Consider the following 15,848-nt stretch of genomic DNA (forward strand, 5'->3'; position numbering starts at 1 on the left):
GAATGATTTCATGTTCGAATAGGATAAAAACAAACAAGGAAGAAAGGGCCGTCCCGTATGAAGGATTACGACCTGGAGATCAGGGTAGTGAAACAAAAAATCGAAGATGCACATGCGCTTCTCAGCCAATTGGAAACCGAACGCAAAAACTACCTAACACAACTCGAAAGACGCAAAGCGTTTCTCTCTTCGCGCGAAATACTAGACATCCTGGAGACAAAAGCTGGTCGTGCTGGCAGTATGGCTACTGTCAAACGCTGGGCAGATCAAGGCTATTTAGGGGATTGGATAGACGAACGGGAGACCTTCCCCCTTTTGGTCAGTAAACAAGGAAACAAACGATTTCTTTTTCCTCGAGAATCCGTGCTCACTTATCTATATAAAAGAGGGTATCTTCGCCCGAGCTACGAGGTGTTGGATCGTGTCCAGCTCATACGAAATAGCACATGCTGTTGGGGAATCATCACCTCCGTCGATCGAAGCGATCAACACTTCACCTATCAAGTTCAATTGGAAAAATCGGGAGAAGTATTGTTGTCGGTATCAGAAGAAGAACTGCTGCTCATCCCGTAAGGAGGCACTATGGAACTGGCCGTAATCACGCTGGAAAATACAGTTGCCAATCAAGAGAGATCACGACAAATCCGCGATTTGCATAAAAAAAAGGGCCAGACCCTCGCCATTCGATTTAGCGAAGAACTGACCCATATTATTTTAGAAGCACCATGCTTGTATATCCCCGACCAGGAATGCTTGAACGAAGCTGTTGTCATCGAAGGAATCGTAAAAAAATCAACGGAATACTACGAGCTGCACCCACGAACCAAAGGGAAGACTGTTAACCTTCACCTTGATTCAGAATTGGTCACTGAGCTAGAGCTTATTCGCTCTCTCGTCAGCAGCAAAACACAGCAGGAAGTCCTTCGTGAGTTGTTCGTTCGAGGCATGCGGTCGTATCTGGCCGAGAAGGAAGCAGCCAGCTCACCCATCAGCGCCAAAAAAGAACGATAGTCCCCACTCTCTACCAGGTAAACGTGATTTTGTCACCCGTGATTTGATAGCGAACCGTGTAAGTCTGATTCTTCTCTTTCATGCTGACTTCAAACACAATTGCTTTTTTCGTCAAATCAGGCTTGACTGTATTGACATCCAACATATCAAACGGCTCGTTTGCCTTTTTCTCCATCCCTACAATTTCTATCTTTTCATGGGTAGTAACATGATAAACTCCCACACCCATCATTGTCTGATACAAGATCCAGTTGTTGTCTAACCATGTTACTTCATCGATAAAATAACCTGGAAACAGTTGGGCTTGCGGTGTGTAGTCTGGCTGATAAAAGCGAATGTTCGCAGTATTGTACAAATTATCTGAATCAATCACCGCAATTTTTTTCTTGTCTTGAGATGGGATTCCAGCTTTTTTCGCCAATTCGATTTTTTCTTTTTCGGTTTCGATTCTCAGTTTTTCGATCAAGAACAGGGAATCTTCTTTAGAAAAGACAATGTTTTTTACGTTTTTCAAATCAGTGAGCTTGTCTTTGCTCGGAAAATTACTGTAGATAGTTAGCGTTGCATCATCTGGCATACCGTCGTAAGCGATGCCTCTAGATGGATATTCCCACGCATATGTACCGATTCCTCTAAGATGGTACGAAAAATCCGGCTTACCCCATGCACCAAAGATAGAAAAATCAGCATATTCGGCGGGTGCCCCTAATTTTTCACCATAGTCTTGCAAATTTTTAGCCATATCAACAAGTGCCTTTGTATCGACGATCTGATCACGACGATAAATAGAAATGGCTTTTACTTTATCTTGAGCAAACGTGAAAAACAAGTGATAGCCCTGTTCCGCATAGCCGATCAACTCAATCTTTTCATCGGAAAAATGTGGTTTACCCAAGACTCGGACGATCTCGTCTTTTCTTTTAGAGGTCGTAATACCTTTTACAACTTCGCCTTTATAGGAAGGTTCAACGAGAACGGCAAACGCTTGCTTGTTTTCGTCCCACTTCATGCTGATTCCTTGTGGATAATACACATAACCATCAAATTCTTTCACGGATTTCCCCAGTAGCTTCGTAAGCGAATCTTGTTTCCACTGATGGGAAGTGAAGGTATTCACGAGCAGCCCTTTTGACAAATCTGCTGGTGACTGCACGGATGTTCCCATACCGCTTTTCGGCGTGATTGGCATTGTCGTTGATGCGCTTGCTGCGAATGCTGTCGAAGCGAACAAACAGCAGGACAACAGTAGCATTATCGCTTTCTTTTTCACTTCATTCCCTCCCAAACTATCAGCATGACTACACAACCATCGCCATAAAACAACGGTTATCCCTAAATTATACCAGAAACAGACAAAATCCGCTAAATGGATTTTTTCGACCATGATCCATGCAATAGAACAAAGCGTCCTTTCCCCGATGTTGTGAAGGGAAGGACGCTTTTCGATGCTCGGTATTTACTTCGATTCGCCGTTAAGATAATTAAAGAACGGTTGATCTACCCAAAATTTGTATGTCTCTACCTTTACTTTGTCATTCAGCTTTTGGAAGCCTTCCACAACTTTTGGTGATTCGTCATTCAGAGAGAAAGACTGCACGACATAACGGCCATCTTTTAACACGTTGTTCGTAATGACAGCATAATCTGCCAGCTCTGTACGGGAATGATAAAGCGGCTGCCACCAAGAAGCCTTGAGCAATCCGGTCATGTCTTCTTGATCCCGTTTGGCATATTTCAAAACAAGTGGCTGGAACTTCTCTTTTTCTTTTACACTGTCGAATTCCAGGCTGAGATCGTACTCCTTGGCATACGCAATGTAGTTGCCGTTTTCAATCTGAACGACCTCGTAATCGGCTGTTTGAACAGGCTCTCCCCATTCCTTCAAGTAAATGAAGGCTGATGTTTTCGGCTCAAATTGAACCTTGGCATTGACGCCTTCACTTTTTAACAGGCCGATTAATTGAATAGCGTGAGCGATATCACTATGCCCATAGGTAATCGTGCGCTGTGGATCAAAATGAGGATCGAATGCGGCATCTTTCAGATTGTAGCCAGTAATCAGGTTTTGCTTCAAGCCTTTGTCTACGAGCTCTTGCAATTCACCGGCTTTAATGATTTGCGATTCTTTCCACGCCTGTGCAAGTTTGCCAAAAATCTCTTCATCGGCGATTGTGCCCAGATAGTTTTTGGCAGAGCCATGGAACTCTGCTACTTTTGCTAGCAATTGACTCGCAAGCTCTGCAGATACTGCCCCTTCTACAGAAGCTGACTTCAAAGCATTGGCGGACACAAGCCCCGTGTCAATGGCTACAGCCAGCTCTTGTGCAGCCTGTAAGGTAAACGTGCCACCTTTTTTATACGAAACCCCTGCTTTTTTCAAGGCAGCGGCTACTTTTTCCTCGCTATATGTATACCCGAGTTCTTTTAACCCAGCAGCTTTTGCGGCAGCACTGACCGCTTCCCATACAACCAGCTTGGAGGCATCTTTGGATTCAGGCAAGAAAGTTTTGGCTACCAAGTCTTTTTCCGCTATACTTGTAGTAGTCGATACGATCTTGAGCAAGGCTTTCTCAAATTGCTCGCGAGTTACCGTCTTGTCAAAAGTCACACCGTATTGCTGCTGCAAAAAGCTGTTCCACTCTACGTGTGCTTCTACCGTTGTTTTCGTTGTTGCACCGACTGCAGTTGGAAAAACGAGCGCCGCTGAGAGTACGGCAGCTGAAGTGGAGAGTTGTAGCCATTTCGCTGATCTGTTCATGAAGAATCCTCCTGACGTATGAAGACGAATCATATTAATATTATTCCTATGTGTTTACTAGGGATATAATCAAATACAATAGCACTTCTGCATTCATCCTGTCAATAACTAGAATAACCCGAAATCCTCCCACAAATGGAGGGCTTCGGGTTATTTTTTGCTCGTTCTTAATTATCCAGTTCCGACCATTTGTTTACTTTCACTGGCGGTGTGTAATCTCGCATCCGATCTAGCAAAATAGCGGGATCACTCTCGCACAGGATCAATTCACCCTGCATTGCGGGAATAAATCCGGCTTCAGTCGCATGCTCCACCATTTGCATCAACGGCGTATAGTAGCCATCCACGTTCAACAGCCCGATTGGTTTTTGGTGAATGCCAATTTGACCCCAGCTCACCACTTCAAAAATTTCTTCAAAGGTACCTAACCCGCCCGGCAAAGCAATGAAGCCATCAGACAAATCGATCATTTTCGCTTTGCGCTCGTGCATCGTCAGGACCTCATGCAATTCTGTCAGCCCTTTATGTACAATTTCTCCGCGGAACAGTCCCGTAGGCATGACGCCGATCGCATTGCCTTCGCCTTCTAGTACTGCATTTGCAACGCGCCCCATCAGCCCCATGCTAGAGCCACCATAGACCAATTCCAGACCACGAGCCACCAGTTCTTTTCCCAACTCCTGTGCGTACCGCTCAAAAAGTGGATTTACACCCGGATTGGAACCTGCGTAAACACAAATACGTTTCATGTCATCCTCCCAAAACTTGTTGAAGTAGAATGGCTTTTTCAAAAATTTCTTTGCGTGTAATATAATTATACTAAAATCAGGAAGGGACAGATACATGTGAATATAACTGAGTTTCAAAAATGGGTCGGAGATTTTTATCAAGAACGAGGCTGGACAGGGTATGGTCCGTTTATTCGTGTAGGATTTCTGATGGAAGAAGCTGGCGAGCTGGCAAGAGCTGTACGCGCCATTGAAATTGGTCGAGATCGTCCTGATGAAGGGGAAAAGCACGCAGAGGAAGCTCGGCAGGAGCTGGTGGAAGAGCTGGGCGATGTACTCGGGAACTTAATCTTGCTGGCAAACCAATACGAGGTTCCTTTTGAGGAGATATTGGAAGCACATCGAGCAAAGCTCCAAAAGCGCTATCAGCTCCATCGTTGAATAACAACGGCGGCAGCCTAGGTTTTTCGCATCTCCTAGAACTGCCGCTGCTTTCATCTATTCGTCTTTTCGTCCGAGCTGCTCCTACTCCAATGTATCAAAGGCTTCCTTCATAACCCGCGCTATAAAATCGATATCATCGCTCGTCGTGGTAAACGGTGGCGAGAGTGTCAGCACATTATTGAAGCTCGGAATGGTGTCGCCATTGCGTCCGATGATTAGCCCCCGCTTCTTGCACTCAGCAATCACCTGTGTCAATTTCGCTGGCGCCGCAGGTTCCTTCGTTTTGCGATCCTCTACCATCTCAATCCCCATCAGGAAGCCAAAGCTACGAATGTCTCCAACGTATGGATGATCTGCGAGAAACGCCAGCTTGGCACGCAATTCTGCTCCGAGTTCCTCCGCTCTCTCCACCAGTTTTTCCTCTTCTAAAATTTCGAGATTTTTCAGGGCAAGCGCGCATGCCGCCGGATTGCCACCGAACGTATTGACATGACGGAAATGCAGATTATTCCCCTGCTCATTGAATTTGTCTGCGACTTCGGCCCGCACTGCTGTTGCGGAAAGTGGCAGATAGGCGCTCGTAATACCTTTGGCCATGGTCACGATGTCTGGCTTGATTCCGAAATTTTGGTGGCCGAACTTTTGACCGGAGCGACCGAATCCGCAGATGACCTCGTCCACGATCATCAACACGCCGTACTTATCGCAGATTTCCCGCACTTTTGGCATGTATTCCGGCGATGGAACAAGGACGCCTCCCCCTGTAATGGTCGGCTCCATGATGACCGCTGCTACTGTCTTTTCACCTTCCCAATTGATCACTTGATCGTAATATTCGGCGCATTCCAGATTGCATTTGCCGTACGATTTTCCAGCCGGACAGCGATAGCAGTAAGGCGGCGGTACATGGAGGAAACCAGGTGCTAGTGGCTCGTATTTTTCCTTGCGTATGGATTGACCCGTTGCAGCGAGAGCCCCCATCGTATTCCCGTGGTAAGCGCGATGGCGCGAAATGAATTTGTAACGGCCCGGCTCCCCGTTCTGGTGATGATATTGACGGGCAATCTTGAATGCGACCTCGTTCGCTTCCGAGCCGCTATTAGAAAAGAATACGCGATACTCCTCGCCAAGCCATTCGCTAATTTTCTCGGATAGACGAATAGCGGGTACGTGGCTTTGTGTGAGTGGAAAATAAGCCAATTGCTTCAACTGCTCGTAAGCGGTGTCTGCGAGCTCCTGTCGGCCGTAGCCAACGTTGACGCACCACAAGCCAGACATTCCGTCCAGGTATCGATTCCCGTCGATATCGGTGATCCACGATCCGCTCGCTTCCGTTACGATCATCGGATTCGGATTGTAGGGGGACATATGGTGCCACATATGCGAACGGTCGGCATCCAGCAAGCTCTCTTTATCAAAATTTTTTGTCACTTGTCCTTGCTCCATCGCGCAATCCTCCTTATTTTTTCGTAAGAGGTTACTTTACAAAAACTTTTTGCGAGCCAATGCTGGTATCACCATCTTCGAACCATCTGGATGTGACCGTTTTTTTCTTCGTGAAAAAGAGGACGCCATCCTTTCCATTTGCATGTAAATCACCATAAAAGGACTGCTTCCAGCCTGAAAAAGCGAAGAAGCCCATCGGAGCAGGCACCCCTACATTGACACCGACCATCCCGGCTTCCACCTGCTGAACGAATTCTCTTCCCCATTTTCCGTTATTCGTATAGATGGTCGCCCCATTGCCAAAACGCGAGCGACTGATCGTCTCCAAGCCCTCTTCAAAGTCTTTCACACGCATGACACTCAAGACGGGCGCGAAAATCTCGTCGCGGACAATGACCATCTCGGCATCTGCCTTGTCAAATATCGTTGGCCCGAGGAAGTAGCCATCTGGCTGCCTTTTCGCATCCTCGCGACCATCCCGTACCAACGCGGCACCAGACGCGACACCTTTTTCGATATAATCATGTACTTTGGACAAGTGGGAATCACGGATGACCGGCCCAAGATCGATACCCTCCTCCAAACCATTCCCCATCGCAAGAGCATTGGCTTCCTCGATCAGATGCGCGATCAGCTCATCGGCAATCTCTTCAACAGCTACGACAGCACTGGCTGCCATACACCGCTCTCCTGCACAGCCGAATGCTGAGCTCGTAATTGTTTTTGCCGCGCGCTTCAAATCCGTGTCAGGCATGACCAAATGGTGGTTTTTCGCCCCAGCCAGTGCTTGCACACGCTTCCCGTTCGCTGCTGCTGTCTTGTACACGTATTCCGCAACCGGCTGCGAGCCGACGAATGAGATCGCTTTTACGTCCGGATGCTCCAACAGACCATTGACGACATCATGCGCTCCGTTTACGACGTTGAATACACCGTCTGGCAGCCCTGCTTCCTTTAGCAGTTCAGCAATTCGAATCGAAGACAGCGGCGTACGCTCTGAGGGCTTCAGGACAAACGTATTTCCTGCGGTAATCGCAATCGGGTACATCCACATCGGGACCATCACAGGGAAGTTAAATGGTGTAATCCCGCCCACTACCCCCAATGGAAAACGGATCACCTGACTGTCGATGCTGTTTGCGATATTGGGCAATGTTTCTCCCATCATCAGAGTCGGCATCCCACAAGCGAACTCTACCATTTCCAGCGCACGCAATAGCTCTGCCTGTGCCTCAGGCAGATTTTTGCCGTTCTCCATGGTGATCATCCGGGCGAGTTCATCCTCGTGTTTTACGAGAAGGCTATGGAAACGAAACATAATGCGCGCACGATCCACGACAGGGGTAGCACTCCAGCTCACAAACGCTTCCTTTGCAGCAGCAACAGCCTTGTCCACATCTTCTTTTGTCGATAGTGGCACGCGCGACAACAATTCTCCTGTTGCCGGATTGGGTACATCCTCAAAACGTGTCGTCAGTGAATCTACCCACTGCCCCCCGATGTAGTTTTGCAACGGATTTCCAACGATAGCTGTATTCATCCCTTCAACTCCTCACGCTCAATTCATTAACAATTCCATTTTATCCAAAAATAACGCCTGTCAGCACTAGACAAAGCGTAACGCATTACGTAGGGTTAATCATACAGAGTGTAAATGAGGTGAACCTATGAGTAACGATTTGCGCCTAACCATTGCAGAAATCATCAAACGTCCATTGTTTCAGCATGCCCAAGTGGTGGCGGGGCATCGCGGCCTGTCCCGACCGGTTCGCTGGGTTCACGTCTTGGAGACTGCCGATACGGGACAGTTTTTAAATGGCGGCGAGCTAATCCTATCAACCGGGCTAGGATTTGGCGAAGAAAAGGAAAAGCGACTTGCGTATTTAACAGAGCTCATTCGGCGAAAGGCAGTCGGGCTTTGCATCGAGCTGGGACGTTACATCCCCTCCATCCCTGAAGATATGCTAGAGCTGGCGAATCACCACCAGTTTCCGTTGCTCGTCTTTCATCAGCCCGTCCGCTTTGTGGACATCACACAAGATTTGCACGAGCATTTGATCCATGCACAGATGCAAGCACTTCGCAATCTCGAAGCATACTCTCGCAGTTTGCAACAGCTCAGCCTGCAGGCTGCGGGCACGCCTAAGCTGTTGCAGCATTTTCAGGTGGCGGTTCAGACGCAGGTCTTCTATTACGCACCAGATGGCTCCACACAATTTGCCCCGGTGGTACCGCATGATGTTGCCGTTGAGATGAGCGACTTGATGCGGTCTCATTTTTCCGAACTGGATAGTAGTGAAGCTGGCGTACGTTTCCTTTCTCTCTCTGCGACCAGGCAGCTTGCCTACCAACCAGTGATGGCAATGGGTCACGTGCTTGCTTATGTCGGCATCCTTTTGTATGAACGCAGTCCAGATGAGTATTTGCTCCTAACTTTAGACAATACAGTCAGTGCGATGGCCCAAATTTTAATGCGGAAAATGTTTGTGGAGGAACAGGCGCTTGCTACCGAAAATCGGCTGTTTGATGATTTGATTGCCAACCGCTCCATACCCGAGGAACAAATGCGTTCCCTGCTCGGTATCACAAGCAGCGGTAACGCCTCGAGCTATCACTTGATTATTTTATCGTTTGAGAAACCGAAGAACCTAGCCGAGGATTCCCTTCCGCCGCACGATCTGACGGCTATCTTTCGTTCACTATTGACTCGTCATCACTTTCGTCCTTTCATACGTTGCATGGGCCATCGCTTTTACTTTTTGCTGATCGAGCAGCGGCCGCTTGCAGATTCCCGCCGTACCTTGGAAAAAGCCTTTCGCGATGTCAAAAAAATCATGACACAAATGCTAGGGGTGGATGTTCAAATCTGGATGGGCGTCAGTCGAGCCGGAAAGCGGTTGTCTGATGCTGGACGACACCTCGCGGAAGCGGAACAAGCACTGGCTTTTTGTCAGGAATCATCCAGTCCGTTTTTCGCTGATCTCGGATTGTTCCGACTCCTGTTCCATGTACCTAGTGAGCCTGTGATAAAGACCTTCATAAGCGATTACCTCGGCCCGCTGTTAGCCCATGACCAAGCACATGGCTCCTCGCTCGTTCATACGCTGCGTGTCTATTTGGATGTGAACCTGTCCAAGCAGGAGGCTGCGGAAAAACTGTTCATTCATCGGCAAACGCTCTATCATCGCTTGGAAAAAATCGAAGAAATTCTCGGTGAAGATTACACGGCAACGCAAAACAGGCTTTGCCTAGAGATCGCCATGCGAGCCCGGGACTGGTTAAACAAAGAAGAACAGCACTAAAAAAAGACACAACCGTTCATCTGTTCAGGAGACGAAGGTTGTGTCTGTTATTTATTTTCCTGGCTTTTTCATATACAAGCGATACTTCGCTTCTTTGCCTTCCGTTAGCGCGACGCGAATTTTGTACAGGCCGGTTTGTTCGATATTCACTGTTAGTTGCTCAGGAGTGTTGGATGTTGTGGCAGAAGCAAGCTCTTTTGAACGACTGTTATACACATACAAATCGACATCTGAATCCTCATCCCACTTTACGGTCAATTCCAAATCTCCCGGATCATTGACGCGAATGGAATAGTCCATGTATTTCTGTTTTTTCGTCAGCTTTCCTGTTCGGAAAGGCTCCTGTTCAACCGGTGGCTTTTCCTCTTCCTCGTCATCGGACTTTTGCCATTTTCCCGTTGTCGCTAGCGCATACGGCTGCGGTCCTTTCGGGATGTTATAGCCTTCAACCGTCACAGTGTAGGTTCCCTCTTCCGGTTCGGTAATCCATACCTGCTCGACGTTGTTCAGGTTATCCACTTCGTCGTTGTACGGGGCCTCAAAAAAGTCGTTGCCGTTTAGTTTTTCTCCACTCGGTGTCGTCACCTTCAGATTCAAATCGTTGACGAGCGCACGCTTTGCGACAATAGCAGCAGGATAATCCGTCCACGCAAGCGTAATGGCCAAAGGCTTGGAATCATCCGAGACCTTGACCTTATACGTAACTTTTTCACGCGTGCGAATGCCATCCTTCTCGTCCTTGTAGTTCGTTTCAATCGCCTTCTCCAGATTGGCTCTACCGAATCCTTGCTCTCGCATGTCTTCATCCAAGTTGTCTGCACTTGTCAAGAGCATGGCTTTTACTAATGCACCACTCGGATTTTTTTCCCCTTCTTCCTGCAAAAATTCCCGGATTTGTGCCACACCGCCCGCTAAAATCGGCGTAGCCATGCTCGTTCCGTTCATATACGCGTAATGTTCATTAAAACGCTTGTAGAAATTTTTGCTCGGTGCCAGTGAAGAACGCGTGGACAAGATCGCTGAACCAGGCGCGACAATATCAGGCTTCAAACGCCCGTCGTCCGTTAAGCCGCGACTGCTCGATACCCACACGTCATCCGCTTTATCGGAGTTCTTCCCCAAGTTGGGCCGAACATTTTCCGTAGCGCCAACGGCGATAACGTTTTTAGCCGTGGCTGGGCTCCCAATCGTTTTATAGCCATTCTCACCATCGTTTCCAGCCGCAATAAGCACCGTCATATCTGGATGCTCCCATAAAAAGCGATCAAACAAGAGCGATGATAGGCTGTACTCTCCCTTATCATCAGCCCCCCATGAATTGGAGTGAATGCGGGCACCCTCTTCATATGCTTCCTGCAAAATCGTCTCGACATCCGTGTTGAGCTTCCCTTTCGCGTCCTCTATCGCATGAAAAACGAGCTTCGCACCCGGTGCCGTTCCTTTATACTGTCCATCTGATGCTTCTCCTGTGCCCACAATGGAACCAGCTACATGCGTACCATGGCCGTGGACGTCCCTCGCATCATTCGGTCGGCCAAGTGAAATGAGCTTCTCAATCTGGCCCTTAAAATCTGGATGCATCGCTTGAAGCTTCCCTGTATCAAGTCCGGTATCGGCGACTCCGACAATTTGTCCTTTTCCTGTGTACCCTGTCGAGGCCAGCTTGTCCGAACGAATGATGGTAGCTGCTACATCATTGTGCAGCTTGTTTTCTGGCACAGGGACGACAGCAATGACATCATCTGATTCGATCACTTGTTCAATCGTTTGCTGATCCATCTTAGCGATAGATATATGCGGAGCATCTTCTGGCGTTTGAATGTCTCGTATATCTTGATCCTCCGTCATTTCCGTCATCGCTCGATACATGTCCACCCGTTGATTGAAACCGATGACGGCAACCTCGACCCGCTCTCTGTTGCCTCCTGAAAAGCGAAGCTCGGACGATACCTTGGACTTCGGTGTAAACGCCAAAACCTCTTCGACAAACGACAACTCCTTGACTTCACTTCTTACCTGTTCATCCTCGATTTTCGCGATGAATGCATAATCCGGTATGTAATCACCAAGCGTGACGCCGATATCTTCCAGTTCTTCTTTCCACTCCTCACGAACAGGACCAGATAACTGAATAACGACGAGCTCAGACTCTCTCTTTTTCGACGTAAGCTTGTCTAGTGCAAGACCCTTATCAGCTTCGATCTGTATATTGCCTCGACGCTCTCCCTCTTGCTTGGCATCCACTGGAATGCCCTCCAGCGAAAGTGTCAGAACAAGTGTCGTGCATAAAGCTGCTTGCCATTTTTTTCGCAAACCAAACACCCTTCCCCCATGGCGTAATGTAACCATTTCTATCCATTATACGAGAAAGGGTGAATTGTCAAAAGAGTAAGAAGGCATAGACATGGGACAAAAACTAATTTTTTGCCCCATCCTCTTCTACCGTCCACTGTAATAGCGGTTGAAAATCGGCCCATGCCAACTGCATCAGCATCTCCTGATTCCATTCCTGCTTCGGAATATCCATCAGTCGCACAGCCTGGTTTTGGATCGCCTCTTGCAATAGGTTATGGCTAAAACGACCGTTGCCATTCAATCGATGATCACTGACTGCTTTATCCAAAGACTGCGAGATCATTTCCAGCACGTTCTTCTCAATCGCATACCCAACGTCGCATGCAGCCTGTTCAAGAATGTGCACGAGTTCCGTCACGGTGTAGTCAGGGAACGCAATATATTTTTTAAACCGCGACAAGAGTCCGGGGTTGCTCATCAACAATGAATTCATTTCGAGTGGATAGCCTGCGAGGACCACGACCAGATTCTCTTCGTGTTTGGTCATCTCTTCTACGAGCGTGTCAACCGCTTCCTGCCCAAAGTCCCGCTCTCCTCCACCGAGCAGCGAATACGCTTCATCGATAAACAAAACGCCGCCTAAAGCTTCTCGAACTTTTCTGCGTGTAAGCGCTGCGGTCTGACCGACATACCCCGCGACCAAGTCGGCTCTACTCGCCGTAACAAGATGACCTCGTTTCAAATAGCCGATTTCTTGCAAAATCTGCGCATACAGCTGGGCAACCGTCGTCTTCCCTGTGCCTGGATTTCCAGTAAAGACGGCATGCAGCTCAATCGGACTTTTCGGCAGGCCTCTTGCTTCGCGTTCTTGCTGAACGGACACATACGCAGCGATTTTTTTCAGCTCCGTTTTCACTTGAGCAAGACCAATCAACGCTTGCAGTCGAGCTTCTGCATTCCTTTCTTTTTGCGGCGGATCGAAGCCACGGACATCCTCGGGTTTCAGAATCGTGAAGTCATCCCATTTCAGTTCCTTACCGTCTGTCTCGCGTCCTTTGGCAAAGATAGCATCGAGCACGATATTTGTAACTGCCCGTGCATTGCCAAACGTATCGTCTACTTGCGCTTTTTCAATGCGCTGGCGCAGTGTAATTTTTGCCGCCTCTGTCAGCGTAAAATCGTTCCGTACGGCTACTTCTTCTGCAATGTGCACCAGTTCGTCCGCCTGATAATCCGGCAGTAAAAAGTGGCCCGTCTCTGGAAAACGGCTATTCAGCCCAGGATTAGCATACAAAAAATGTCGCATTTCTTCCGGATAGCCCGCCAGCATCACGACAAAGCGTCCTGCATACTCGCCACTCGTCATAGCGGATACAAGCGTGTCAATCACCACTTGTCCGTAATCACTGCCGGAGCTGTCTGGGCGCTTCAAGCTATATGCCTCATCGATAAACAAGACTCCACCGTCTGCCTGCTTGATCGCTTCCATGACGCGCTGCTCTGTCTGTCCCACGTAAGCGCCGACCAACTGAGAACGATCCACCTCGATGAGCTGTCCTTTTGCCAACAACCCGAGCTCTTGATACAGCTTGGCGATCAAGCGAGCCAAAGTCGTCTTCCCCGTACCTGGGTTCCCCATCAGCACAAGATGAAGAGGAAGCTGGTCTTTCATATGCCAGCCCTTTTCTTCGCGTAGCTGGCGATATTGCAGAAATTGCGCCAACTGCCGAACCCGATGTTTGATCTCGTCCAAGCCAATCAACCGCTCCAATTGCTCTAAAGCACTCAAATCTTGCTGAGGCGCTTGTTCGTGATCTTCTACCCTTTCGTTCCTTTGCGGCAGGAGCTTTTCCTTCTGTTCTTGCTGTTTAGTTAAAGCACGAATCGTCTCTTGCAATTGGACGAGCATTTCACTGGAGTAAAAGACCCCGGATAAAGACGCTCCATACGCTTGAACACGTTCTTGCAATTGTACTAATAAATTTTGTCGTTCCGTGTATAACAGCACGAGGCCAGTAGCCGTAGCTTCCGCCTCCGAATCGTTCCATTTTTGCGCTGCCTGTAGCGTCTCTTCAGCAAGAGAGCGCCACTTCGTGATTTCTGCCAACTCATTGGTTGCCTGCTCTTCCAGCACTTCAACTGTTCTCCTGCGCATGACGACGTTATCCGTTTCACGCACGGACTTGAATTCGGTGAGAAAGGCATGGGATCGCAACTGTGAAAAGTACAGCTCGAGCTTAACTTCTCCAGCGTAGCGAAAATCAGGGGCTAGTTGAAGCGCACGATCTACCCATTCAGCTGCGAGCGTATGGCCTCCTGTTTTGTGCATCCGCAAAGCAGACATCCGCGTCAACACCATCGCTTCCATCAAATCAAGCTCTTCGCCTGGATGTTCTTGACGATGCTGTTCGAGCATTTGCAGGAATGTCAGGCATTCGCCTTCGGATAGTGACTGGATGCTGGACGGATTTTCGTTAAAACCTGCAATCAGTACCCTCGGGTCCCGTTCTTCTTGATGCTGCATTTTTTGATTGCTCCTCCCGCTCCATTGTTTCATCCCTGTTGTAGCATATTTAGCCGAACATGAAAAGTCTGTCCGAACATTAGAGCTCCCGTTGAATGTTCACTGCGGTTCTTTTCACCTTTTGTCGTGCGAATAAGGTCGTCAAAGCAATGAGGATACCGGCCATACCAAATTCAAGCCAGACCCCTCCCCATTCTAACAGCATCGCACCTACAACCGGACCTGCAGCCATGCCTGTATAGCGGATGAAATTGTACACACCAATGGACGTTGCACGCTCTGCTTCAAATACTTCAGATAGCAAAATCGTGTGTGCAGGCATACCTACACCCAAGGTTAAGGCGAACAGCGTACTTGTTATCACAAGCAGGAGAAAAGAAACATCAGCCGCAGTCATAAAAAGAAACATCGCCAATGCATTTGAACCGGTCGTCACCAGTAACGTTTTACGTGCTCCCCATCGATTTTGCAATACAGCAGACAGCTTGCTACTGATAATAAAGACAACTGACACGAGCAAGAAAACCAATCCGATTATTTCAACAGAGACTGCGTAGTGGTTCGTCAATTGGACAGGGAGAAACAGCAGAAAACAATAATAAGCGTACATTTGGCTAAAACCAATCAAAATGACAGACGCACCGACCGGGTGGAGCAAAATGTTACGGAAAGACCCTAACGTAAAACCGCCGGATGATGTAGCTTGATTCCTTTTCGTTTCGGGTAACAGTGTTGCATTAATGACGACGAGAAAGACTGCGCAGATCGCCAAAAACAAAAAGACCGCAGAATGTCCGCCGATGCCTCCAATCCAGCCACCTAGCAGTGGACCAAGTGCCGGACTAAGAGCAAGCAGCATCTGATAAGTCCCCATCGCAGATGCACGTTGGATTCCTGTAAATAAGTCTCCAATGATCGTTGCGGCAACGATCGGAATGGCAGCAAACCCCGCCCCTTGTAAAGCCCTGAAAAATAATAGCCCATAAATAGAATCGACCAGATAGCATCCGATCGACGCGACCGTATAGAGGATCAGCGCAGGTATCATGACACGTTTTCGGCCGAACCGATCGATAAACGGCCCATAGACGATTTGCATAATCGCGAGCATGATGGTAAAGATTGAAACGGTCCAGTTCATCATGGTTGCACTCGTCTGAAACTCTTTTTGCATGGCTGGTAAAATAGGCATGAACAAATTTTGCGCGAACATACCTAGCATTAGCGTTATCCCAAGTAGGTACAGTACTTTTTTTGGATTCATGGTTGCTCTCCTCTTATCTTATTATTGTGTCCTTGGAAACAATTTTCGCAAAAAAAATTAACGACTTGTATGTTTC

At 48.1% G+C, this 15,848-nt stretch carries 12 protein-coding genes; 4 read left to right on the forward strand and 8 right to left on the reverse strand.

The features are described 5' to 3' along the window. Positions 1–87: 87 nt before the first annotated feature. On the forward strand, positions 88–573 hold the full coding sequence (locus ACQ5DJ_RS07830) for a hypothetical protein (RefSeq protein WP_429841945.1): 486 nt from the start codon (positions 88–90) through the stop codon (positions 571–573). 9 nt (positions 574–582) lie between these two features. Beyond that, entirely contained in the window at positions 583–1,011 is a 429-nt protein-coding gene (locus tag ACQ5DJ_RS07835) for a hypothetical protein (protein ID WP_429841946.1), read from the forward strand. Positions 1,012–1,021: 10 nt separating this feature from the next. On the opposite strand, the gene ACQ5DJ_RS07840 is transcribed toward ACQ5DJ_RS07835, so the two are convergent. From ACQ5DJ_RS07840 to ACQ5DJ_RS07850, 3 genes are all read right to left on the reverse strand, one after another. After that, the gene (locus ACQ5DJ_RS07840) at positions 1,022–2,281 is read right to left on the reverse strand and encodes a hypothetical protein (RefSeq protein WP_429841947.1); all 1,260 of its coding nucleotides are present in this window, start codon (positions 2,279–2,281) and stop codon (positions 1,022–1,024) included. A 186-nt stretch (positions 2,282–2,467) separates the two neighbouring features. Continuing rightward, entirely contained in the window at positions 2,468–3,769 is a 1,302-nt protein-coding gene (locus ACQ5DJ_RS07845) for a hypothetical protein (protein WP_429841948.1), read from the reverse strand. Positions 3,770–3,936: 167 nt separating this feature from the next. After that, positions 3,937–4,518: a TIGR00730 family Rossman fold protein gene (locus tag ACQ5DJ_RS07850; RefSeq protein ID WP_429841949.1), complete on the reverse strand. Its 582-nt coding sequence runs from the start codon at positions 4,516–4,518 to the stop codon at positions 3,937–3,939. A gap of 96 nt (positions 4,519–4,614) precedes the next feature. Here ACQ5DJ_RS07850 and ACQ5DJ_RS07855 point away from each other — a divergent pair, with 96 nt between their 5' ends. Further along, complete coding sequence (locus ACQ5DJ_RS07855) at positions 4,615–4,938, forward strand: MazG nucleotide pyrophosphohydrolase domain-containing protein (protein WP_429841950.1); 324 nt, start codon at positions 4,615–4,617, stop codon at positions 4,936–4,938. A gap of 84 nt (positions 4,939–5,022) precedes the next feature. On the opposite strand, the gene ACQ5DJ_RS07860 is transcribed toward ACQ5DJ_RS07855, so the two are convergent. Together ACQ5DJ_RS07860 and ACQ5DJ_RS07865 are read right to left on the reverse strand one after the other, a co-directional pair. Beyond that, entirely contained in the window at positions 5,023–6,387 is a 1,365-nt protein-coding gene (locus ACQ5DJ_RS07860; protein WP_429841951.1) for an aspartate aminotransferase family protein, read from the reverse strand. A 31-nt stretch (positions 6,388–6,418) separates the two neighbouring features. Next, positions 6,419–7,927, reverse strand: a complete 1,509-nt coding sequence (locus ACQ5DJ_RS07865) for a CoA-acylating methylmalonate-semialdehyde dehydrogenase (RefSeq protein WP_429841952.1) — start codon at positions 7,925–7,927, stop codon at positions 6,419–6,421. Positions 7,928–8,054: 127 nt separating this feature from the next. Between ACQ5DJ_RS07865 and ACQ5DJ_RS07870 the strand changes: the two genes are divergently transcribed. Next, on the forward strand, positions 8,055–9,689 hold the full coding sequence (locus ACQ5DJ_RS07870; protein ID WP_429841953.1) for a PucR family transcriptional regulator: 1,635 nt from the start codon (positions 8,055–8,057) through the stop codon (positions 9,687–9,689). A 51-nt stretch (positions 9,690–9,740) separates the two neighbouring features. On the opposite strand, the gene ACQ5DJ_RS07875 is transcribed toward ACQ5DJ_RS07870, so the two are convergent. The 3 genes from ACQ5DJ_RS07875 to ACQ5DJ_RS07885 all read right to left on the reverse strand — a co-directional run bounded on the left by ACQ5DJ_RS07875 (position 9,741) and on the right by ACQ5DJ_RS07885 (position 15,772). Next, complete coding sequence (locus ACQ5DJ_RS07875) at positions 9,741–12,011, reverse strand: S8 family serine peptidase (RefSeq protein WP_429841954.1); 2,271 nt, start codon at positions 12,009–12,011, stop codon at positions 9,741–9,743. Between the two features lie 94 nt (positions 12,012–12,105). Further along, positions 12,106–14,508, reverse strand: coding sequence for an AAA family ATPase (locus ACQ5DJ_RS07880; RefSeq protein WP_429841955.1), 2,403 nt, complete (start codon positions 14,506–14,508; stop codon positions 12,106–12,108). Between the two features lie 79 nt (positions 14,509–14,587). Continuing rightward, entirely contained in the window at positions 14,588–15,772 is a 1,185-nt protein-coding gene (locus ACQ5DJ_RS07885; protein ID WP_429841956.1) for an MFS transporter, read from the reverse strand. Positions 15,773–15,848: the final 76 nt, after the last annotated feature.

Source organism: Brevibacillus sp. FIR094, assembly GCF_050477165.1.
Taxonomy (GTDB): domain Bacteria; phylum Bacillota; class Bacilli; order Brevibacillales; family Brevibacillaceae; genus Brevibacillus.